The organism is Streptosporangium sp. NPDC050855, assembly GCF_044456585.1.
GTDB lineage: Bacteria > Actinomycetota > Actinomycetes > Streptosporangiales > Streptosporangiaceae > Streptosporangium > Streptosporangium longisporum.
On record NZ_JBITFY010000026.1, the window covers coordinates 1 to 21699 of the forward strand.

Sequence of the window (21699 nt, forward strand, 5' to 3'; positions counted from 1 at the left end):
CCGGTGGAGCACATCGAACTCGCCGACGACGACCCCTCGGCCGTCAACACCGCCGAGGCGCCCGACCGCGTCGTGCCCCGGCCCGGCGCGGGCGCGCGCCTGGAGGGCCGCAGCGCCTTCCTGGACCTCTCACCCGTCTCGTGGAACATCGTCCGTTTCGCTCCCTCTTCCCCCCAGGAGTAAGAACATGACCAGTCCCCTGTCCCGCCGCTCGTTCATGGGCCTGACCGGCGCCGCCGGCCTCACCGCCGCGCTGGCCGCCTGCGGCGGCGGTACCAAGATCGGATCCGGCGCCTCCTCGCCGGCCTCGGCCGCGCCGACCTTCGCCGGCGGGGAGTACTCCGGCCCCAAGGTGACGCTGGACTACTGGAACGGCTTCACCGGCGGTGACGGCCCGCACATGCGGACCATGCTGGAGGCGTTCAACAAGGAGTACGCCGGCCGCATCGAGGTCCGCAACGTCACCCGGCGCTGGGAGGACCTGTACCCGGCCATGCCGACGGCCATCACCGCGGGCAAGGGCCCGGACGTGGCGGTCATCCACAACGACTGGATCGGCACCTTCGCCACCCGGCAGACGCTGATCCCGCTGGACGACGTGGTCGGCGCGCTGCAGCTCAGCGAGGCCGACTTCATCCCCGCGGTGTGGAACGCCGGGATCTACGAGGGCAAGCGCTACAGCGTCCCGCTGGACGTGCACAGCCTGGCCGACTACTGGAACACCTCCCACCTGGAGAAGATCGACCTCAGCGAGGCCCCGTCCGACAAGGCCGGGTACGAGGAGGCCCTGGGCAAGCTGAAGCAGGCCGGGATCGAGCACCCGTTCTGGATGCCCAGCAAGTGGCCGGCCCACCTGATGTTCATGACCCTGCTGTGGCAGTTCGGCGGCGAGCTCTACAGCGAGGACGGCGCGAAGGCGCTGTGGGGCTCCGACGCGGGGGCCAAGGCCCTGGGCTGGATGGTCGAGCAGATCGACAAGGGCTTCAGCCCGGCCAAGGTCGCCCAGGACAGCCAGTACGCCGCCTTCAAGAACGACAAGGTCAGCTTCACCTGGGACGGCATCTGGCAGATCAACGACCTGAAGACCAACGCCAAGTCGCTGAAGTGGGGCATGTCCCCCATCCCGAACATCGGCGGCACGGCCGCTGCGTGGGCCTCCTCGCACAACTTCGTGATGACCTCCCAGGCGGGCAAGGACCCGAACAAGGTCCAGGCGGCCAAGTTCTTCATCGACCACATCAGCCGCCAGTCGACCGAGTGGGCCAAGGCCGGGATGATCCCGGCGCGCAACTCCGCCCGCCAGGACCCGGCGATCGCCGACCTGCCGCAGATCAGGCTGGCCTCCGACGTGAACATCTTCCGCTTCCTGCCGCCGCTGCCCGGCGTCGGCGACGTGCAGTCCAAGGCGCTGGAGCTCGCCATCGCCAAGGCCGTGCTGAAGCAGGCGTCCCCGGCCGACGCGCTGAAGGAGGGCGTGGCGTCCGCCGACAAGCTGCTCGCCGCCAACAAGCGGAAGTACGAGAAGTGAGCCTCCTCACCGAGGAGATAGGCCGGTCCGGCACCGCCGGACCGGACCGGCCCGCCAAGGCCGGGAGCACACGCAGAATGCGGGCGTGGACGCCGTACGCGTTCCTCGCCCCCTACCTGGCGCTCTTCGCCGTCTTCATGCTGCTGCCGATCGGCTTCGGGTTCTGGACCAGCCTGCACGAGTGGGACATCAACCTCCCGGACAAGCCGTTCGTCGGGCTGGAGAACTACGTCGAGCTGTTCGACCCCGACAGCGTGGACGGCTCGCGGTTCTGGACGGCCATGAAGGCCACCGGCATCTTCACGGTCGCGTCGGTGCCGCTGCTCATCGTGCTGCCGCTGCTCACCGCGCTGCTGATGAACGGCCGCTTCGCGGGACGCAACGTCTACCGCGCCGTCTACTTCGCGCCGTACGTGCTGGGCGTGGCGGTCGTCGGGTTCGTCTGGCAGTTCCTGCTGGACGGCAACATCGGCCTGGTCAACCACTACCTCGGCCTGAACGTGCAGTGGACCAACGACGTGGTGCCCGCCTGGATCGCCCTGGTGGGCGTGACGGTCTGGTGGACGCTCGGCCTGAACTCGGTCATCTTCCTGGCCGGGCTGCAGGACATCCCGCGCGAGCTGCACGAGGCCGCGATGGTCGACGGCGCCTCCGCCTGGCAGCGGTTCCGCTCGGTCACCCTGCCCGGCCTGCGGCCGGTCACGGTGTTCGTGGTCAACGCCACGATCCTGGCCTCGGCCAACATGTTCGGCCAGTCCTACATCATCACCCGCGGGGCGCCCGCCGACCAGACGAAGACCGCGATCTACCTCATCGCCGAGACCGGTCTGCGCCAGTTCGACATGGGCACCGCGTCCGCGATGAGCTTCATCCTCGCCGCGTTCCTGATGGTGGCCAGCGCCCTGGTCTTCGGCGCCTTCAGAGACAGGAGCACGCGATGACCACCGACACCCGAAGGCTGCGGCGCGCCCTGCTGCACCTGGTCCTGGCGGTGATCGCGGCGCTGTACCTGAGCCCGCTGGTCTACATGTTCGTCACCTCGTTCAAGACCCGTGAGGCGGCCGGCTCCACCGAGCCGCAGTGGATCCCCGACCCGATCTCGCTGGACGCCTACCGGCAGTTGCTCGGCAGCGCCGACAGCCCGATCATGACGTGGTTCTTCAACAGCCTCGCCGCCGCCACCGGCCACGCGGCCCTGGTCCTGGTGACCGCCGCACCGGCCGCGTACGCACTGGCCCGGCTCCGCTTCCGCGGCCGGAACACGATCTTCGCGACGGTCGTGGCGACCCTGTTCGTGCCGCCGGTGGTGCTGCTGATCCCCAACTTCCTGATCGTCAACGAGTTCGCCTGGGTGGACAGCCTGCCCGCGGTGATCGTCCCGGCGGCGGCGGGGGCGTTCGGCGTGTTCTTCCTGCGGCAGTTCTTCATCACCCTGCCCGGGGAGCTGGAGGAGGCCGCCGAGCTGGACGGCTGCAACCGGTGGCAGATCTTCACCACCATCGCGCTCCCGCTGGCCCGCCCGGCGCTGGCCACTCTGTTCCTGCTGTCGTTCCTGACCAACTGGAACGACTTCCTGTGGCCGATCTTCGTGCTGCTCAGTCCCGAGTCCCTGACCCTGCCCGCGGGCCTGGGCAACTTCCAGAGCGCCAACAGCATCCGCTACGACCTGCTGATGGCCGGGGCGGTGATCGCGAGCATCCCGGTGATCCTGATCTATCTCGTCGCCCAGCGCTGGGTCATCGAGGGCATCTCTCGTTCCGGCCTTAAGGGATGAACAGGTAAGAATAGGGCGCATGACGAGAGCACTGGTGCTGGGTGGCGGAGGAGTGGCGGGCATCGCCTGGGAGGCCGGGGTCATCACGGGCCTGCGCCGGGCGGGCGTGGACCTGGGAGAGGCCGACCTGGTGGTCGGGACCTCGGCCGGATCGGTGGTGGGGACCCTCCTCGCCACCGGGGCCGACCTGGAGGCCGCGGTCGGCGGGCCGGCGCGGCCGGAGACCACGACCGCCTCGGCGGTGGACATGGAGGCGGTCATGGCCGCCTTCAGCCTGCTCTACGACCCGACCCTGGAACCGCAGGAGGCCCGGCGCCGGGTCGGCGAGCTCGCGCTGGCCGTGCCGGACACCGGTGCCAGGATCGAGACGATCGGCGACCGGCTGCCCGTCAAGGAGTGGCCGTCGCGCCGCCTGCTCATCACCGCGGTCGACGCCGGGACCGGCGAGTTCACGGTCTGGGACCGCGACTCCGGGGCACCGCTGGTCTCGGCCGTCGCCTCCAGCTGCGCGGTGCCGTGCGTGTTCCCGCCGGTGGAGATCAACGGGCGCCGCTACATGGACGGCGGGGTGCGCTCGGCGAGCAACGTCGACCTGGCCGCGGGCAGCTCCGTCGTCGTCATCCTGGAGCCGCTGGCGCACGTCTCGCCCAGGGCCCGCTTCGAGGCCGAGGTCGCCGAGCTGAGCGACGCCCGGGTCGCGCACGTCGGCCCCGACGAGGCGGCGATCGCCGTGTTCGGCGCCGACGTCCTCGACCCGGCCCTGTGGCGCCCGGCCTTCGAGGCCGGTCTCGCCCAGGCGTCCGGCGTCGCCGGGAGCGTGGCCGAGGTCTGGAAGAGCTGAGGACGGCATGGACGGGGGACGGCCGGCGGCGCTGTGGGTGGTGAGCGGCCCGCCGGGGGCCGGGAAGTCGACCGTGGCGGCGGCGCTGCTGGCGCTGCTGGACCCGGTCCCGGCCCTGCTCGACAAGGACACCGTCTACGGCGGTTTCGTGGCGGCCACCCTGCGGGCCCACGGCCGTGACGAGGGCGAGCGCGAGGGCCCCTGGTACGACGAGCACGTCAAGAGGTACGAGTACGAGGGTCTGACCGGGCTCGCCCGGCAGATCCGCTCGCACGGCTGCCCGGTGCTGCTGGAGGGCCCCTTCACCACCCAGGTGCACGACGGGGCCGTCTGGGAGCGCTGGGTCGAGCACCTGGGCGGGCCCGTGGTGCGCCTGCTCTGGGTCCGCTCGGACGGCCCGGCCCTGCGTTCCCGGCTGGAGGCCAGGGGGCTGGCCAGGGACGCGGGCAAGCTCGGCCGCTTCGAGGAGTACCTGCGGGCCATCAGGGTGGACGAGCCGCCCGTCGTCCCGCACGACGAGATCGACAACCGTCCCGGCGCGCCCCCTCTCGCCGCGCAGCTGCGCCGGCTCGTCGTCCCGGGGAGGCCACCGGGCCGAACGGATCCGGGCCTCCCGGAAAGGTGAGCGCGGGACAGGTGAGCGCGGCCACGTCCATCGGCGGATCATAACCGCGCCCCCGCCCGGAACCCCTGTCCCGTACCCGCACACTTCCCTGTCCTCCGCCTCACGCGGGCCCGGCCGCCCACGAGCACCGTCCGGCACCGCGCGCCCCGTGCCGACGTCCCGTGCCGACGTCCTGTGCCGTCGTCCCGTCCCGTCCCGTCGCCGCGCCGTCGCTCCTCACGGCCGTCGTCACCTCCCGTCGCCCGGTGTCACGGTGCGTCACCCGAGGGCGTCCCGGCCCCTCCCCCGCACCGCCCCGGCGCCCCCGTACCGGCCGCTCAGCGGCTCCTTTCCGGTCATCGCGGGTCCTCCCCGGCGAGGGCCGGCGGGATATATCTCGCATGCTGAGATAGGGGTCGTCGGGCTGACCGAAACATCGGTGAATCCCGGATCCCGGAAACGAGTGGTAAGGAAGGGGGAATCTCGCCTCCCACAAGGGACGGAACGGATATTCAGCCTCAGATGAGGATAAAAAGGCTGTCCGAAACCGGGCGTCCCTCTCACCCGCAACAGCCATTGGAACGATTCGACAAAATTGAGTCATATTTCATGACATGTTGGCATTGCGGCCATAACGTTGCGGCCTTACGTTCCCGGTATGGATCTCGAGCTCCGGCATCTCAAGATCGTGCGCGCGGTGGCCCAGGCGGGTAGCGTCACCAAGGCCGCCACTCACCTCGGACTTGCACAACCCGCACTGACCGCGCAACTCAAACGGATAGAGCGTGTGCTCGGGGGAGCTCTCTTCGAACGCGACCACAACGGCGCACGGCCCACGCCCCTGGGGGAGCTGGTGCTGTCCAGGGCGATGGTGCTGCTGCCCGCCGCCCGTGAACTCCAGGAGGAGGCACTCAGGTTCGCCAACGCGAACTCCGACGTTCCCAGCTACCGGCTGGGCGCCACCAACGGGCCGATCCTGGGCGGCCTGATGGACCGCCTCGCCACCGCCTGGCCCAACACCCCGGTCAGCACCCACACCTCCTGGTCGGCCAAGGAGCTCACCACCATGGTGATGCTCGGCCGGATCGACTTCGCCTTCATCGGGGCCTGCGGGATGAGCCCGCCTCCGGTGGAGGGGCCGGTGGTGTGGTCGACGGTGGGCATCGACCCGGTCTTCGTGCTGCTCAACGAGGACCATCCGCTGGTGGACAGGAAGGAGGTGGAGCTGGCCGAGCTGGCCGACGAGCAGTGGACGGTCACCCCGGGCGACAGCTGCTTCGGCGACTGCTTCGCCACGGCCTGCGCCCGCGCCGGGTTCACCCCCCGGACCATCTACGAGACCGACGTGGCCACCTGCATGCACCTCGCCAAGGTGGGCCGTGCCGCCGCCCTGTGCCAGGGGACCTTCCAGCCCGCCGAAGGGCTGCGGCTGGTGCCGATCGCCGGTGCCCCGCTGCGCTGGCGGCAGCTGTTCGGCTGGCACCCGGAGTCCTCCAGCGCCGCGGTCGCGGCGTCGATCCTCGAGCACGCCAAGGCCGCGCACTCCGATGCGGTCGGGCGGAGCAGAAGGTACGCCGAATGGCTGGTCGACAACCCGGGACTGGGCACCGCTCCATAACGTGACGATAGGGGACATTTGGTAGAGCCCTCCCTTGCGGACGGACCGTTACCGTGACGGGACCCCCCACGCAAGGAGAGAACCAATGCTCCGCAGAAGTGCCGTGACGGCGGGCTTCGCGCTCGCCCTCACACTGGTGGCCGCCCCCGCCCTGGCCCAGCAGGGTCCGGGCGAGGCCGCGACCCCCTACACCTTCGCCGAGGCCCGCGCCAAGGTGGCGGCGACCGCGGCCAAGCCCTCCCCCGGACTGCTCGACGCCATCCGGCGCGACCTCGGCGGCACGGGCGAGCAGGCCGCCGCCCGACTGATCAACGAGGCCGCCGCGGCCAAGATCGAGCCCGCCCTGCGCGGACAGCTCGGTGCCGCCTACGCCGGGGCATGGGTGAACGGCCCCACCTCGGAACTGGTCGTCGCCACCAGCGACTCCACCAAGGTCGCCTCCCTGGCGAAGTCCGGCGCGGAGGTCAAGCTCTTCAAGAACTCCCTGGCCACGCTGGAGGCGGCCAAGGCCACCCTCGACGGGCTCGTGAGCAGCGCGCCGAAGTCCATCCCCTCCTGGTACGTCGACGTGCGCACCAACAGCGTCGTCGTGCTGGCGGGCGACGTCGCCGAGGCCCAGGCCTTCGTGAACGGCAGCGGCGTGGACGCCTCGCTGGTCCGCGTCGAGGCCTCGCAGGAGAAGCCCACGCCGCTGTACGACGTCCGCGGCGGTGACGCCTACTACATGGGCGGCCGGTGCTCGGTCGGCTTCTCGGTCACCCGCGGCAGCCAGGGCGGCTTCGCCACCGCCGGTCACTGCGGTGACGTCGGCACCGCCACCCAGGGCTTCAACCGCGTCGCCCAGGGCACCTTCCAGGGTTCCTCCTTCCCGGGCAACGACTACGCGTGGGTCGCGGTCAACGCCAACTGGACGCCCACCGGCGTGGTGAACGGCTACAGCGCGGGCATCCTGCCGGTGAACGGCTCCACCCAGCAGGTCGTGGGCAGCTCCATCTGCCGCTCGGGCTCCACCACCCAGTACCGCTGCGGCACCATCAGCCAGCACAACACCAGCGTGACCTACCCCGAGGGCACGATCACGGGCCTGACCCGCACCACCGTCTGCGCCGAGCCCGGCGACTCCGGAGGCTCCTACATCTCCGGCACCCAGGCCCAGGGCGTCACCTCCGGCGGCTCGGGCAACTGCACCTCCGGCGGCACGACCTACCACCAGCCGATCAACGAGATCCTCTCGGTGTACGGGCTCACCCTGGTGACCAGCGGCACCAACCCGCCGCCCACCGGCTGCACCGGCTACACCAACACCTACACCGGCTCGCTGACCTCCAACGCCAACGCCTACCAGCCCGGCACCGCCGGCTACAGCGCCGCGGCGGGCGTCCACCGCGTCTGCCTGGACGCCCCCAACGGCACCGACTACGACGCCTACCTGCAGAGGCTGAGCGGCTCCACCTGGACCACCGTGGCCAGCGGGACCAGCTCCGGCCCCGACGAGGCGTTCACCTACAACGGCACCGCGGGCACCTACCGGGTGCGGGTGCACGCCTACAGCGGCTCCGGCTCGTACACCCTCGGCCTGACCAGGCCGTAGGGGAACGGCCCCGGCCGGGGCCATGAGCACGCGGACGTCACCCGACCCGCCGGGATCGGCCCCGGGCCCGAGAACCTCCGGGCCGGTCCCGGCGGCCCCGGCCCCCGGGCCGCACCCCCTGGCCGCCCTTCCCCCTTCCCGGAGCGCACGGGCTCCGAAAGGGGGGAGGGCGGCATCGCCGTGCCGGGACGTCGAGAACAATGAGGGGATGAGCGACCTTCTGACGTTGAGCGAGGGCGCGGTGCTGACGCACCTCGTCACCCGGGCAGAACTGGCGAGCGGGGTGCTTCCGGCCTCCGACGACCTGAGGCTGTGGGCGCGGCTGGCCGACGGTGACGGCGTGCCGCTGGCCCGGGGCGGCCGGGTCCGTACCTCGATCGACACCGGCGAGCCCGCGCTGACCGGGCCCGACGGCTGGCTGGACGGGGTGGAGCCCGGGCAGGTGGTCGCGCTGCGCCTGCGCGGCGGCGCCCTGGAGGTGTCCGTGGCCGGGCTGGAGGACGTCCCGGCCGAACGGGCGATGCGGGTCGTCCAGGCGTTCGGCGAGCAGGCGCTCGACGCGCTGCGCGCCTTCGCCGAGGGCCTGGAGCCCAGCCCCGGCGTGCCGGTCGACGTCGTGGTCCTGGAGCTGCTGATGAAGGCGCCCGAGACCTTCGCCGACCCGCTGCCGCCGCTGGCCCCGCTGCTGCGCAACGCCTCGCTGGAGCTGCGCGACGGCCGGGTGGGCATCGTCGGCGCGCCGTGGGACGTGGCGTCGGTCGCCGACCTCGCGCCCCTGGACATCATCAGGCTGGCCCTGGTGCGCAGCGCGCTGCGCACCTACGGCGAGGGCGCCGACCTGTCCAAGGCCGTCACCTACCTGTCCCGGTCGGAGACGGTGCTCGCCAGGATCGCCGACGAGGTGGAGCGCGAGCCGCTCGCCCCGGCCGTGGCCGAGGCGCTGCCCCGTACCGAACCGGCCGCGCTGCTGCTGGTCGCCCGGTCGGCCGAGGGCGAGGGCCGCTCGTTCGAGGCCGCCGGGCTGATCTCCGAGGTGCTCTTCCTCTCCCCCGGCCTGGAGCCGGCCGAGCGCGACGCGGCCGAGTACGCCGCGTGCCGCACCGACCCGGGCGCCCCGCTGCCCGAGCGGGCCGCGCACCTGTTCCGCCAGCTGCTCGTGTACGCCTACCGCCCGGCCCGCAGGCGGCTGATCGAGGACCTGATCGGGTTGAGCGTCCGGGTGGCCGAGCCCGCCCTGGCGGACCTGGCGCTGTTCGAGAACGACGTCGTCGGCGAGTTCCTGGCCGCGCGAGGGGACTGGCTGCGCGAGGACGAGGTGAGCCTCCTGGAGTCCTGGCGGCGGACGCCGCTGCGCCTGTGGGAGGTCCTGGACGTGTCCGGGGACGAGATCACCGTGGCCGCGGTCACCGGGCCCGGGAACGGCCCGCCCGAGCACGTCCCGTCGGGGAACGACCCGTCCGCGGGCACCGGCCCCTCCCGAAGCGGCACGGACGCCGCCGGGGACGCCGATGGGGATGCCGCCGGGGCGGCCGGTGGGGAGCGGGTGACACTGGCCGACGAGCTGTTGGCGGGTCAGGCGCTGCCCGGCGACCTGATGCTGACCCGGCTGCTGAGCGACGGCGCGGGCCCGCACGTGTTCGGCCACCCGTTCAAGGTCGACCCGGAACGCCGGGAGGAGATGCTCGGCCTGCTCACCGACCCCGTCGACCCCTACGAGGTGGCCGCGTTCTTCCGCCGCCCCCGGCGCGCGCCCGGCACCCCGGGCACCCCAGGCGCCGCGGGAGGGGGCGCGGAGGACTGAGCCACGGCGTGCCGGGAGCGCGGCCCCGCCGAGCCCTCCGAGCACCCCGAGCACCCCGAGCACCCCGAGGACACTGAGGACACTGGGGACCCGACGGCCCGCACGCTCCCGGCGGCCCGGTGTCCCCGAATGTCCCGGTGTCCCCGAACGACCCGGCGCCCCCACCCCTATGGCCGAAAAGGTGTAGAAAAGACCGAATCACCCGGAGCGGACACCTCTTACGTCGACGCCCGGTCAGAAGTAACTCTTCGCTGGGCATAATGGAGCCGTCGAAGGACGTAAGTCTCTCGGCGGTGGAGACGAGAGGTGTTGACTGTGCGCATGATCAACGAGGCGAACGGCTCGATCGCCGGGGCCGGGGCGCTTCTGAACATCCTGCGCGACGGCCGGGCCCGGACCCGCGCCGAGCTGGTCCAGCTGACCGGGCTGGCCAGGTCCACCCTCGCCCAGCGGCTCGACGCGCTGGTGAGCCTGGAGTGGATCGTGCCGACCGAGGAGGCCATCTCCTCCGGGGGGCGTCCCGCCATCGCCTTCACGTTCAACCGCACCGCCCGCGTGGTCCTCGCCGCCGACCTGGGCGCCACCCACGCCCGGGTCGCGATCACCGACCTCGGCACCACCGTCCTGGCCGAACGCGCGGTCGAGATGCCCATAGACCGCGGCCCCGAGGAGACCCTCGGCTGGCTGCAGCACACCTTCGAGGACATGCTCGCCGGGACCGGCCACCGCCTCGACCAGGTCTGCGGCGTCGGCGTCGGCCTCCCGGGCCCGGTCGAGTACGGCTCGGGACGCCCGGTCAACCCGCCCATAATGCCGGGCTGGGACGGTTTCCCCGTCCCGGAGTGGCTCGGCTCACGCCTCGGCGCCCCCGTCCTCGTCGACAACGACGTGAACATCATGGCGCTCGGCGAGCACTGGGCGGCCCGCCCCGAGGCCGACCACCTCATCTTCATAAAGATCGGCACCGGTATCGGCTGCGGCATCATCAGCGACCGCCGCCTGCACCGGGGCGCCCAGGGCGCGGCCGGCGACATCGGTCACATCCGGGTGGCCTCCGGGCTCGACACCGTCTGCCGCTGCGGCAACGTCGGCTGCCTGGAGGCCGTCGCCGGCGGCGCCGCCATGGCCACCCGGCTCCGCGCGGAGGGAGTGGACGCCGAGGACAGCCGCGACGTGGTCCGCCTGGTACGGGCCGGCAACACCCAGGCGGTCCAGCTGATCAGGCAGGCGGGCCGCGAGGTCGGCGACGTGCTCGCCTCGATCGTCAACTTCTTCAACCCCGCGGTGATAGTCGTCGGCGGCGACATCTCCGAGGCCGGGGAGCAGGTGCTCGCGGGCCTGCGCGAGGTCATCTACAGCCGGTCGCTGCCGCTGGCCACCCAGCACCTGACGATCACCGCCAGCGAGCTGGGCGACCGTGCGGGCATGATCGGCGCCGCGGTCATGGTCATCGAGCACGTCCTGGCACCGGGCAGCGTCGACCGGTCCATCACCACCACCTGACCGCGCGCGGCCATGCTCGGACGATCCACGACCACCATCTGACCGCGCGGCCGCACTCGGACGATCCACGACCACCACCTGACCGCATTCCGGCCCGCTCGGGCGGTCACCACGACCACCGCGGCCTTCGCGCACCTCAGGAGGCCCCCTGGGCTCCACGCGAGACCAAGGGGGCCAGGACCGGGGGCAAGGTCACCGCCTCGCCTGAGGACCGCCCGGCGGCGCCCGTGGGACACTCGTCCGACCATGGACGCCGAACCCATCAGGACCGCCCGGCTCACGCTCGAACCCCTTGCGGTGCACCACGCGGCCGAGATGGCCGAGGTGCTCTGCGATCCGGCCCTGCACACCTTCATCGGGGGCTCTCCGGAGACCCCCGAACGGCTCCGCGAGCGGTACGCCCGCCTGGTCGCGGGCCCGCCCCCCGGCCACGCGGAGTCGTGGCTCAACTGGGTGATCCGCCTCGACGGCCCGGACCGGCTGGTCGGCCACGTCCAGGCGACCGTCACCCGTGACCGAGCGGCCGTGGCCTGGGTGGTGGGGACGCCGTGGCAGGGCCGGGGCATCGCCGGGGAGGCGGCCGTCGCGCTCGTCGGCTGGCTCAGGGACCGCGGTACGGCCACCGTCGTCGCCACCGTCCATCCCGATCACGCCGCCTCGTCGGCGGTGGCGCGCCGCGCGGGCCTGGCGCCGACCCCCGGCAGGGTGGACGGCGAGGTCGTCTGGAGATCGGACCGGGACGAGCCCCGGGCCCCGGAGACCGGACGCCCGGAACCGCACTGATCGCGGATCCGACGCGGCCGGGGACGCTCCGGCCGAGAACGACCGGGACGACAATGGCCGGGGCGAGGACGGCCGGGGCGGGACGGAGCACGGGCGGGCGGATCTGAGTAGCGGTGCTCAGGCGTGGCTGAGTGCCCGGCCTCTCCCGGGACTTCGCGATCTTCGAAATGCTTTGATCATGAAATGGTGGATTTTTCTGGTCGCCCTCGTCGGCACGGTGGTCGCCGCGTGGCTCCTCGTGTACGCCGACGTCCCGCTGTCCACGTTCCTGTCCCTGGGACTCGGCGCGATCAGTCTGATCTGGCTGGTCGTGCTCCTCACCCTGCCGTGGAACCTCTACTTCGGGGCACGGCAGGTGGTGCACGAGATCGGCGTGTCCCGGGAGCGCGGCATCGAGGTGCCCGCCGGGCACGAGGCCGAGGCCCTGGAGATCGCCCGGCGGATGCTCCGGTTCGCCGTCGGCGGCCACCTCGTCTCGGCACTGGTCCTGGCGGTCATCACCTACTTCTCCGGCGCGTCGGTGGGCTACTACTTCGCCGGTTTCTACCTGCTGAGCACGTTCTTCCGCCCGGCGGGCGCCTACCTGTCACACCTGCGCGAGCGGGTCGGCACGCTGATGAGCGAGGCCCGGCATCCCCGCGAGGACGTCGTCTCGCTCGTGGCCAGGGTGGACGGACTGACCGCCGAGGTGGCCGCGCTGAACGAGACCTCCGAGCGGCTCCACCGGGACGCCGAGTCGCTCCGGGCCGCCCTGCGCGACGGTGACGAGGCCCTGGACCGCAGGATCACCGGGCTCGCCCGGCGTTTCGAGGACACCGTGGACGGTCTCACCGACAACCACGAGGTCATCACCGGGCTCAAGGCGTTCCTGCGCCTCGTCCGCGCCGACGCCCACGGCCGGACCTGACCCCCACCGTCTCAGCGGGGGGCCGGCACGGTCAGCTCCGTCGGGGTGCCGATCCGGAACCCGGGCGACCCGCTCAGGTGCCGGACGTTACGGGACGAGCCGGTCAGGAAGTTGTCCAGGCAGACCACCTCCGCCCCTTCACGGACGAGGCGTTCGCACAGGTGCGAGCCGAGGAACCCGGCGCCCCCGGTGACCACCACCCGTCGGGCGCTCACCGTACGCTCATCTCCAGCAGGCGTTCCGCGGCGCCGAGGACGTCCCGCACACCGATCTCCAGCAACCCCTGGTCGGGCCGGTACGCGTACGGGTCCCCCTGGCCGCCCGCCCAGAGCACGACGTGCGGTCCCGTCGGCGGGGGTCCCCAGAGCGTGGGCGGGACCGGGCCGAACATCACCACGGACGGGGTGGCGAACGCGGTCGCCAGGTGGGCGACCCCGGTGTCCCCGCAGATCACCAGGCACGCCCCGGCCACCAGCGTGGCCAGTTCCAGCGGCCCGGTACGCCCGGCGAGCACGCACGAGGACGGCAGCCGCGCGAGCAGCGCCACCCGTTCGGCCAGGTCGCGCTCCCTGGCGCCGCCGGTGACGACCACCTCGTGGCCGTCCTCCCGCAGTGCCGCGGCGACCAGCGCGAACCGTTCCGGTGGCCAGCGTCTGGCCGGGTAGGCGGCACCGGGATGCACGACGACCGGCCGGGACTCCCCCTCGGCGCGGGCGGGGCGCTCCAGGGCCAGATCCGCCGGGTCGGCCGGGATGCCGTACCAGCCGAGCAGGTCGCACCAGCGCTTCACCTCGTGCACGCCGTCCTGCCAGGGCGGTCCGGGCACGGTGGGAAAGGCCGGGTGCGCGTGGGTGAGCAACCGGGCCGGACCGGTGCGGTACAGCGCGGCGACCCCGTGCGGGCCGCCGCCGTACAGGTTGACGGCGACGTCCACGCTCCGGCCGAGCGGCGGGACGTGACCGGGACCGGCGACGTCGCAGATCTCGTCCACCGCGCCGATCAGCGGCACCAGGGGTGCCAGGGCGGAGGGTACGGCCAGCACGATCCGGTGGCCGGGATGGGAGCGCCGCAGGGCGCGCAGCGCGGGCACGGCGGTGAGCAGGTCGCCCATGCCCAGGCCGCGCAGCACCACCATGACCGGCCGGTCGGCCGGGACGGTCAGGGCCACCGGGGCGGCCGGGATCGCCGAAGCCGCCAGGGCCACCGAAGCCGCCGGGGCCACCGAAGCCGTCGGAGCCTCCGAGTCCGCCGGGCCCGCGACGGGCACGTCCTCCTCCGGTGTCCCGGCATCGGCCGGGAGAGGGTCCGCCTGTTCCGGCGCGGGGTCGGCGCTCATGTCCGGGCCTTCATGTCCGGGCCTTCATGTCCGCGCCCTCATGTCCGGGCCCTCATGTCACGGTCCTCATGTCACGGTCTCCTTCGTGAACGTCATGTCACGCTCTCCTTCGCGAACGTCAGGCGGTCGACCGCCTCGACGACCCGTGCACTCGCCACCGACGACAGGCACGGATGCCCCGGGACCGGGCAGACGGCGGCGCGGGTGCCCCGGCAGGGCGCCCGCTGGTCCCCGAGGACCACCACCGGGACCCCGTACGGCGCCCAGCGTCCGGCCGGGACCACGGGGGCGAACAGGCTGACCACGGGCGTGCCGACCGCCGCCGCGAGGTGGGCCGGGCCGCTGTCGGCGGCGACCACGACGCACGCCCCGGCGAGCACCGCGGCCAGTTCGGCGAAGGTCGTGCGGCCCCCCAGGTCGGTCACGGACCTCCCCGAGGCCCCGGCCGGCCAACCGGCGGGCGGCACCGGCGATCCGGGACCGGCCGCGCGGTTCACGCCTCCGGCGCCACCCGCGCCGTTGACGCCACCCCCGCCGTTGACGCCTGCGGCGCCACCCGTGCCGTTGACGTCACCCGCGCCACCCCCGCCACCCCGGCCACCTGCGCCGTCGGTGCCGGTCGCGCCGTTCGTGCCACCGGTGCCGGTCGCGCCGCCCGCGCGGTCCGGCGCGACGAGCTCGCCGTCGCTCCAGCCGTCGATCCAGCCGTCGACCCCCGTCTCGACATGGCGGCCCGCCCACCCGCCGGTACGGGCGGGCTCGTCCCGTTCAGGACCGCACGCGTCCCCGGGCCCGCCCCTCGTCCAGCCGCCCGCGAAGACCGGGCCGGGAGACAGGCCGTGCTGGCCGGCCCCGGAGGCGAGCCGCGCGGTGAGCACCCGCTCGTCGACGCCGCCGGTCACCACGACCCTGTGCCCCGAGCGTGCGAGGTCCTGGACGGTACGCGCCCAGCTCTCCACCGGCCACGCCCTGGCGGGACAGGAGACGCCGGGGTGGACGGCCACGTATCCCGGTGGCCCGGTGAGGTGACCGACCTCCGGCAGCGGGTGCCGTACGGCGAGGCGCCCGTCGTCCCCCGGAGGGAGGTCGAACCCCGCGGACCGCGCCAGGGCGAGCATGCGTTCGGCCTCGGGCACGTCCACACCCTCGTCGGCGACGTGCCGTACGTCGAGCAGCGAGCCGACCTGGTCGGCGGAGGCCGCGGTGATCCTGAACGCGCCCGCCAGCCTGAGCAGCAGGGCCAGCGGCAGCGGGGACTCGTGGGCCGAGGTGAGGATCAACGCCTGGTCGGGGGCCACGTCCCGGACTATCCGCAGCAGCCTCAGCACGTGCGGCCCGGTCACGGGCGGCACGGACGGTGCGGACGGTCCGGTCACGGGCGGCGCGGCCGGCTCGATCCACGGGGCGCGCCACTCCACCGTCCGCGAGACGCCGGGCAGCAGGCGGGCCGCTTCCCTGCCGTAGGGCCCGGTCAGCAGCACGACCTCTCGCCCGCCCGCCGCCACCGCCCGGATCGCGGGTCCCGCCAGCAGGACGTCTCCGGCGTTGTCCAGGCGGGCGACGAGAACGGTGCCGCTCACCGCGGGTCCGTCTCCGTGTCGTCCACGGAGGCGGCCGGCGGAACGCGGAAGATCGCCTCTACACCGGGAAATCTCATGGCGCCGGCCTCTCGCTCGATACCTACTGACTACCGAGAGCAGCGTTCTTCAAACCGAAAAATCGCATATAGAGGCAGTTAAAGGCATTAAGCGGTCGTCTTTATCACTATAAGTGACTACTTTGACGGTTATCTCATCCTTCGCTCGGGTACCATCACCGCCGGACGCGCAGGGACGCGCAGGGACGCGCAGGGACGCGCAGGGACGCGCAGGGACGCGCAGGGACGCGCAGGGACGCGCCCGAACCGGTCGGGTGTGGGCACCCCCCGGACCGGACGTGTCCATCGGAACCGGGCCGGCTCCCTCGTCCGGGATCGGTCAGCCGGTGACGAGGTGGGCGTTGGGCTCGCGGGCGCGCTCCGCAAGCTCGGGGATCTCCAGCACCGTCACCCCGGCCGCCGCCAGTTCCTCGGCCCCGTGGCAGTCGACGAAGAGCAGCGGCTCGCGCCAGGCCATCACCACCCGGCCCGCGCCGCTCTCCAGGATCAGGCGGGTACAGGTCTTCGTGCGGGACCTGCGCGCGCTGCACGGCTCCAGGCTGCTGTAGACCGTGGCGCCGGCCAGCCGGGGATCGTCCGGGTCGAGCTTGGCGAGCGCCGCCTCCTCGGCGTGCACGTGCGGGTCGGTCTCCCGGGAGTACCCGCGGGCGAGCTCCTCCCCTCGCGCGGAGACCACCACGGCCCCCACCGAGAAGGCCGTCTCCGAGGGCGGGCACAGCCTCGCCAGGTCGCACGCCAGCCCCAGCCAGTCGCGGTCGTTCATGCGCTTCTCCCCCCGTGCACGGCAGGCCGGATCAGGTCAGCAGGTAGCGGATCAGGGTGACGTCACCCATGGCGCGGACCTCGGCCGTCTTCATCCTGCGGCGGCCGTCGCGCGGGAAGGGCCCGTCCCCGACGAAACGCGGGGCGGCGGGGTCGCCGACGAAGAACGGCGCGACGGCGAGGTGCAGCTCGTCGACGAGGTCCTCCCGCAGGAAGCGGGTGTGCACCGACGTGCCGCCCTCGACCATGAGGCGGCGCACCCCCCGCCCGTACAGGTCGGCGAGAACGCGGCCGAGCACGATCGGGTCCCCCGCGTCGACCACCTCGGCCCCGAAGGCCCCGAAGGCCCCGAAGGCCCCGGAGCCCCTGAGGTCCCTGGAGGTCCCGGCATCTCCGGACGGCCCGGAAACCCCGGTGCCCCCCGGACCCCCGACGGTCGCGTCGTGCAGGCGGCCGGTGAGACCCGCCACGGCCGGGGAGGCCGCGTACACGATCCTGGGCGCGTCACCGGCCGTGAAGAAGGCGGCGGAGGGGTTCAGGTCGCCGGTGGCCGTCAGCGTCACCTTCGCGGGCGACGGCGGCAGGCCGCGCGCGACCCGCTCCCGCCTGCGCTCGGGCGACCGGACCAGCAGCCGGGGATCGTCACGCCGTACGGTCTCCGCGCCGACCAGGATCGCGTCGCAGGTCGCGCGGACCGCGTCCACCCGGTCGAAGTCCTCGTCGTTGGAGAGCAGGAGCCGCCGCGGCGTGCCGTCGTCGATGTAGCCGTCGACGGACATCGCACAGCTCAGCAGCACGTACGGACGCTCGTCCACGCTCTCCTCCGGGGTCGTGGCACCGGCTCCCCGCGCCGGGCACCGGCCGATGGTAACAACCGCCGGGGAACTCCTGGGCGGCCGGATTCGTCGTTCAGGGTGCGACGTCCCCGACGCTGAGAGGCATCCTCCGTGCGCAGTTCGTTCTTCGGAAATCTCGAGCACGGCCACTTCCCCGGCCACTTCACGCTGCAGAACGGCAAGATGCTGCGGGTGGAGCTGAACGGGGAGGTGATGGCCCGGCAGGGGTCGATGGTCGCCTTCCAGGGGCAGATGGAGTTCGACTACGCGGGGGGCGGGGTCGGCCGGATGCTGAAGAAGATGGTCACCGGCGAGGGCGCGCCGCTGATGCGCGTCCGCGGCCAGGGAGCCCTCTTCATCGCCTACAACGCCGACGACGTGCACCTGTTCTACCTGGAGAACGAGGCGATCACCGTCAACGGCTCCAACCTGCTCGCCTTCGACCCGCAGCTCACCTGGGACATCCAGCGCGTGCAGGGCGCGGGCATCGCGACGGGCGGCCTGTTCAACACCACGATCACCGGGACCGGCTGGGTGGCCGTCACGGCGCACGGCGCCCCGGTGCTGCTCGACACCTCCCACGCGCCGACCTTCGCCGACGGCCAGTCCGCGGTCTGCTGGAGCGCCGGGCTTCAGGTGAGCGTCAACCGCACCATGAAGATGGGGGCGCTCATCGGGCGCGGGAGCGGCGAGGCCGCGCAGCTCGCGTTCCGGGGGCAGGGGTTCGTCCTCGTCCAGGCGAGCGAGGGGCCGATCCTTCCCCAGTCCTCCGGCTGAGCATTGAGCGAGCCCCGCCCCGCGGTCCCGGCCCTCAGGCCCTGGCCTGGATCAGCGCGTGGGTGCCGGTGGTCAGCCAGGGGCGGCCCGTCCGCTCCAGGGCCTCGACCGTCCCGCCGGTCAGGCCGACCGCGACCTCGGACTTCAGGGTGCGCAGCGCCGCGACCGGGCCGGGGAAGTACGCGGTGGCCTCGGCGAACGGGGTGGTGTGCGGCCAGGCCCGGTCCCCGACGAGGCGGCGGTAGTTCAGGTCGCCCTTCATGATCGTCAACGACGCGGAGGCGAAGTCGTCGCGCATGCCGGCCGGCATCTCGCGGTAGGGCAGCGGCGCGCAGGAGAAGGCGTGCGCCCGCAGCACCAGCCGGTCCGCCCCGACCGCGGCCCGCAGCCTGTCCGCGACCCGTCCCGCCTCGCCGCCCGCGGCCGCCATGCGCCGCAGGCAGGCCAGGACGTCGGTCACGGTGGCGTCGGACACGTAGTACGGCAGGGGCTTGACGTGCAGGATCACCTGGCCCGTCCCGCGGGCGTGCAGCAGGTGGTCGATCAGGACGAGGTCGGGGAGCAGTTCGCTCCCGGCGTTGTCGGCGACCAGGCAGACCCGTCCGGTTCCGGCCAGCGACCACAGCAGCGCGCTGTCGTCGGCCACCAGCCCGGCCTCCCGGTCGGCGAGGTCGGGTCCGGCCGAGATCCGGAAGACCAGGTCGGCCCGGTTGCCCCACAGCGCCCTGAGGATCAGCGCCTGGTCCCGCTCCCCGGTGGGCACATCGGCCAGGGCGTCGAGCTCGCGGAGCTCCTCGTCGACGGCCTCGCCCGCCAGCTCGGCCTGCTTGAAGGGCTCGAACGGGTCCACGCCGCGCCACGGCCCCGGCTCGAAGTAGCCGACCGCCGACAGCAGCCTGCGGTAGAAGTAGCTCTCCGCCCACAGGAACGGCACCTCGTCCCAGCGCCGCCCGAGGTGGCCGCGGTCCCAGCTCTCCCAGAGGTCGCGGTCGTGCGCGGAGTCCTCCGGCGGCGCCATGACCCCCTCGATCTCCTCCAGGAGCGCGTCCAGCGCCCGGTTGCGGCGGGCGTCGTACGGGGTGGCCTCGCGGACCCTGGCGATCAGGGAGGGGTGCCGCTCGTGCAGCACCCGCCAGGTGAAGGAGCCGGGGACGTCGCTCAGCAACTCCGGCGGCTCGTACGGTGCCGGGAGGCCCCCGGGCCGCTGCCGGACATGACCGGCACCGCCGACACCGCCGGCACCGCCGGCACCGCCGACATCACCGTCTGCCATTTCCCACTCCCTTTTGACGCGCGAGGACTCTTGCTGTGAAATATGTTTAGCTACAGCGAACAGGCGGCCACGCCGCTCGACGGAGGGGAGCCGCAGGTGGGCACATCGGAGCGCCGGGGCGGGATGGAGCTGGACCGCCACGACGCCGTCGGAGCCCGGATGCGGCAGTTCCGCAAGGAGCGCGGTCTGACACTACGCGGTCTGGCCACCCATTCCGGGCTCTCGATCGGGTTTCTCTCGCAGGTCGAGCGGGGCATCTCCTCGATCGGCCTGACCGCGCTCAACAGCGTGGCCACGGCGCTGGACCGGAGCGTGGCGGAGTTCTTCAACGACGCCCCGGCCGAGGAGGGCACGGAGGAGGACCGGCGGGCACCGGCCTCACCGCTGCCGAGCCACTTCACCCTCACCCGCTCCAGCACGGCCGCCACCGAGTACATCTCGGGCCAGCAGACCTACCGCATGCTCTCGGCCAGGGGCCCGAACCTGGTGCTCGAACCGCTGCTGGTGCACATCGCGCCCGGCGGCAGGCGGGAGAACTCCTACGGCCACGCCGGCGAGGAGTTCGCCTTCGTCCTGGAGGGCGAGCTGCTGTACGAGGTCGACGGCGTCGAGCACCGGCTTCACCCTGGCGACAGCGTCCACCTGCGGTCGACCGTCCCGCACAGCATGTTCAACGACACCGACCGGGTCACCACGGTCGTGTCCGTGGTCACGCCCCGCCTCTTCTGAGGCGCCGCAGCAGCCCGGCGGTCACCGCCGCCGCGACCGGCACGCCGAGCGCCGTGCCGAGCACCACGGCCGCGACCGCCCGGTTCTGGCGGGCGATGCGCCGCCTGACCTCGGCGTAGGGCACCGTGCTGAACGACACGAGCTCGTAGCGGGAGACGTAGCGGCCGGGCAGCAGCCGCTCCAGGCCGTGTTCGAGGCGCTTGCGCAGCAGGAACGACCGGGAGGCGACCCTGTCGCGCATCTCGACGAAGTTCTCCAGGGCGAGCTCGGCGATGGTGTCGGCGTGCTCCTTGCGGCGGCTCCCGTACAGGGCCAGGGCCGCGGGGAAGTCGTCGCCGGTCTCCTCCAGGCAGCGGTCGAGCTCCACGCAGTCCTCGAAGCCGCAGTTGGCGCCCTGGCCGTAGAAGGGCACGATGGCGTGGGCCGCGTCGCCGAGCAGCCCGGTCACCGCGCCGGCGCCGCGCACGTGCCAGGGCCGGGCCCGTACGGTGACCAGGCGCCCGATCGGGTTGCAGGCGTAGTCGTCCGCGAGGTCGGGCATCAGCGCGCGGGCGTCGGGGTAGACGGCGGCGAAGAACTCCTCGAACCGCTCGGCGGTGTCCAGCTCCTCGAAGCTGCCGGGCCCGCTCCGGGGCCAGAACAGCGTGCAGGTGAACGACCGGTCGGGGTTGGGAAGCGCGATCATCATGGCCTTGCCGCGCGGCCAGATGTGCAGCGCGCCCGGGTCGAGGGCGAACTCGCCGTCGCGCGCGGGGATCGTCAGCTCCTTGTAGCCGTAGTCGAGGTGGTCCTGGGTGACCTCGACGCCGCCGAGGAGCCGCAGCCGCTCGCGGACCGCGCTGTAGGCGCCGTCGGCGGCGAGCACGACCGTGGCGGTACGGGTGACCGGGCCGCCGGGCGTGTCGAACTCCATCCGGCCGGAGTCGGCGTCGAGCCCGGTCAGCCGGTGTTCGAACAGGGCCTGGACGCCGGGCATGCCCAGGGCCGCCTCCAGCAGGGTGCGGTTGAGGTCGGAGCGGCTGATGGAGTTGATCGCCCGCTCCCCTCCGGCGCTGTAGGACTGGAAGCCGAGCGTGCCGTCGGGGGCGTGCATCATCCGGCCGGACATCGGCAGCGCGGTCTCCAGCACGGTCCGGTCCAGCCCGATCCGGCGCAGCGCGTCGATCCCCCGCTCGGAGATGGCCAGGTTGATCGAGCGCCCGCGTTCCGGCGCCGCCGAGCGCGGGTCGGGCCTGCGCTCGTACAGCACGACGCGGTGGCCGCGCCGGGCCAGGTAGCAGGCCGTCAGGCAGCCGACCAGCCCGGCGCCGACCACGGCGACCTCCTCGGACCTCATGACGACCCCCCGCGGGACCTCGTACGGGACCTGGTCGGGCACC

The 21699-nt window shown here is 72.8% G+C and carries 19 protein-coding genes and 2 pseudogenes; 14 read left to right on the forward strand and 7 right to left on the reverse strand.

Going from position 1 to position 21699, the window contains the following annotated elements; genetic code table 11:
• From ACIBCT_RS35835 to ACIBCT_RS35890, 12 genes and pseudogenes are all read left to right on the forward strand, one after another.
• Nucleotides 1-183: pseudogene (locus tag ACIBCT_RS35835) on the forward strand (alpha-L-arabinofuranosidase); the annotation flags it as partial.
• Nucleotides 184-187: 4 nt separating this feature from the next.
• Nucleotides 188-1528, forward strand: a complete 1341-nt coding sequence (locus ACIBCT_RS35840) for an extracellular solute-binding protein (RefSeq protein ID WP_399196422.1) — start codon at nucleotides 188-190, stop codon at nucleotides 1526-1528.
• A complete protein-coding gene (locus ACIBCT_RS35845; protein ID WP_399196424.1) occupies nucleotides 1525-2469 on the forward strand; it encodes a carbohydrate ABC transporter permease in 945 nt (314 codons plus the stop codon). The genes ACIBCT_RS35840 and ACIBCT_RS35845 overlap by 4 nt, the downstream gene beginning before the upstream one ends.
• On the forward strand, nucleotides 2466-3302 hold the full coding sequence (locus ACIBCT_RS35850; protein ID WP_399196426.1) for a carbohydrate ABC transporter permease: 837 nt from the start codon (nucleotides 2466-2468) through the stop codon (nucleotides 3300-3302). Before ACIBCT_RS35845 ends, ACIBCT_RS35850 begins: the two co-directional genes overlap by 4 nt.
• A gap of 19 nt (nucleotides 3303-3321) precedes the next feature.
• Nucleotides 3322-4143, forward strand: coding sequence for a patatin-like phospholipase family protein (locus ACIBCT_RS35855; RefSeq protein ID WP_399196428.1), 822 nt, complete (start codon nucleotides 3322-3324; stop codon nucleotides 4141-4143).
• Between the two features lie 7 nt (nucleotides 4144-4150).
• Nucleotides 4151-4768 carry an AAA family ATPase gene (locus ACIBCT_RS35860; RefSeq protein WP_399196430.1) on the forward strand — a complete coding sequence of 206 codons (618 nt, stop codon included), beginning with the start codon at nucleotides 4151-4153 and terminating at the stop codon, nucleotides 4766-4768.
• A 637-nt stretch (nucleotides 4769-5405) separates the two neighbouring features.
• A complete protein-coding gene (locus tag ACIBCT_RS35865) occupies nucleotides 5406-6365 on the forward strand; it encodes a LysR family transcriptional regulator (RefSeq protein ID WP_399196432.1) in 960 nt (319 codons plus the stop codon).
• Nucleotides 6366-6450: 85 nt separating this feature from the next.
• Nucleotides 6451-7956: a S1 family peptidase gene (locus ACIBCT_RS35870; protein ID WP_399196434.1), complete on the forward strand. Its 1506-nt coding sequence runs from the start codon at nucleotides 6451-6453 to the stop codon at nucleotides 7954-7956.
• A 208-nt stretch (nucleotides 7957-8164) separates the two neighbouring features.
• Nucleotides 8165-9757: a hypothetical protein gene (locus tag ACIBCT_RS35875; RefSeq protein ID WP_399196436.1), complete on the forward strand. Its 1593-nt coding sequence runs from the start codon at nucleotides 8165-8167 to the stop codon at nucleotides 9755-9757.
• A gap of 315 nt (nucleotides 9758-10072) precedes the next feature.
• A complete protein-coding gene (locus ACIBCT_RS35880) occupies nucleotides 10073-11260 on the forward strand; it encodes an ROK family protein (RefSeq protein ID WP_399196511.1) in 1188 nt (395 codons plus the stop codon).
• A gap of 246 nt (nucleotides 11261-11506) precedes the next feature.
• Nucleotides 11507-12043: a GNAT family N-acetyltransferase gene (locus tag ACIBCT_RS35885; RefSeq protein WP_399196438.1), complete on the forward strand. Its 537-nt coding sequence runs from the start codon at nucleotides 11507-11509 to the stop codon at nucleotides 12041-12043.
• 178 nt (nucleotides 12044-12221) lie between these two features.
• Nucleotides 12222-12950, forward strand: coding sequence for a hypothetical protein (locus ACIBCT_RS35890; RefSeq protein WP_399196440.1), 729 nt, complete (start codon nucleotides 12222-12224; stop codon nucleotides 12948-12950).
• A gap of 50 nt (nucleotides 12951-13000) precedes the next feature.
• Here ACIBCT_RS35890 and ACIBCT_RS35895 read toward each other — a convergent pair.
• The 5 genes and pseudogenes from ACIBCT_RS35895 to ACIBCT_RS35915 form a co-directional block, all read right to left on the reverse strand.
• Nucleotides 13001-13165 (reverse strand): annotated as a pseudogene (locus ACIBCT_RS35895) (NAD-dependent epimerase/dehydratase family protein); the annotation flags it as partial.
• Nucleotides 13162-14286, reverse strand: coding sequence for a glycosyltransferase family 9 protein (locus ACIBCT_RS35900; protein WP_399196442.1), 1125 nt, complete (start codon nucleotides 14284-14286; stop codon nucleotides 13162-13164). The pseudogene ACIBCT_RS35895 and the gene ACIBCT_RS35900, both read right to left, overlap by 4 nt.
• A 92-nt stretch (nucleotides 14287-14378) precedes the next feature.
• Entirely contained in the window at nucleotides 14379-15866 is a 1488-nt protein-coding gene (locus ACIBCT_RS35905; protein ID WP_399196444.1) for a glycosyltransferase family 9 protein, read from the reverse strand.
• A gap of 396 nt (nucleotides 15867-16262) precedes the next feature.
• Nucleotides 16263-16706 carry a dCMP deaminase gene (locus ACIBCT_RS35910; RefSeq protein ID WP_399196446.1) on the reverse strand — a complete coding sequence of 148 codons (444 nt, stop codon included), beginning with the start codon at nucleotides 16704-16706 and terminating at the stop codon, nucleotides 16263-16265.
• Nucleotides 16707-16737: 31 nt separating this feature from the next.
• Nucleotides 16738-17520 (reverse strand): RibD family protein, encoded by a 783-nt coding sequence (locus ACIBCT_RS35915; protein WP_399196448.1) that lies wholly within the window; start codon nucleotides 17518-17520, stop codon nucleotides 16738-16740.
• Between the two features lie 132 nt (nucleotides 17521-17652).
• Between ACIBCT_RS35915 and ACIBCT_RS35920 the strand changes: the two genes are divergently transcribed.
• Complete coding sequence (locus ACIBCT_RS35920) at nucleotides 17653-18318, forward strand: AIM24 family protein (RefSeq protein ID WP_399196450.1); 666 nt, start codon at nucleotides 17653-17655, stop codon at nucleotides 18316-18318.
• Nucleotides 18319-18352: 34 nt separating this feature from the next.
• Here ACIBCT_RS35920 and ACIBCT_RS35925 read toward each other — a convergent pair whose 3' ends face one another.
• Nucleotides 18353-19591: a damage-control phosphatase ARMT1 family protein gene (locus ACIBCT_RS35925; protein WP_399196452.1), complete on the reverse strand. Its 1239-nt coding sequence runs from the start codon at nucleotides 19589-19591 to the stop codon at nucleotides 18353-18355.
• Nucleotides 19592-19633: 42 nt separating this feature from the next.
• Between ACIBCT_RS35925 and ACIBCT_RS35930 the strand changes: the two genes are divergently transcribed.
• Nucleotides 19634-20320 (forward strand): helix-turn-helix domain-containing protein, encoded by a 687-nt coding sequence (locus ACIBCT_RS35930; protein ID WP_399196454.1) that lies wholly within the window; start codon nucleotides 19634-19636, stop codon nucleotides 20318-20320.
• Here ACIBCT_RS35930 and ACIBCT_RS35935 read toward each other — a convergent pair.
• Nucleotides 20301-21698, reverse strand: coding sequence for an FAD-dependent oxidoreductase (locus ACIBCT_RS35935; RefSeq protein ID WP_399196455.1), 1398 nt, complete (start codon nucleotides 21696-21698; stop codon nucleotides 20301-20303). The genes ACIBCT_RS35930 and ACIBCT_RS35935 overlap by 20 nt on opposite strands.
• Nucleotide 21699: the final 1 nt, after the last annotated feature.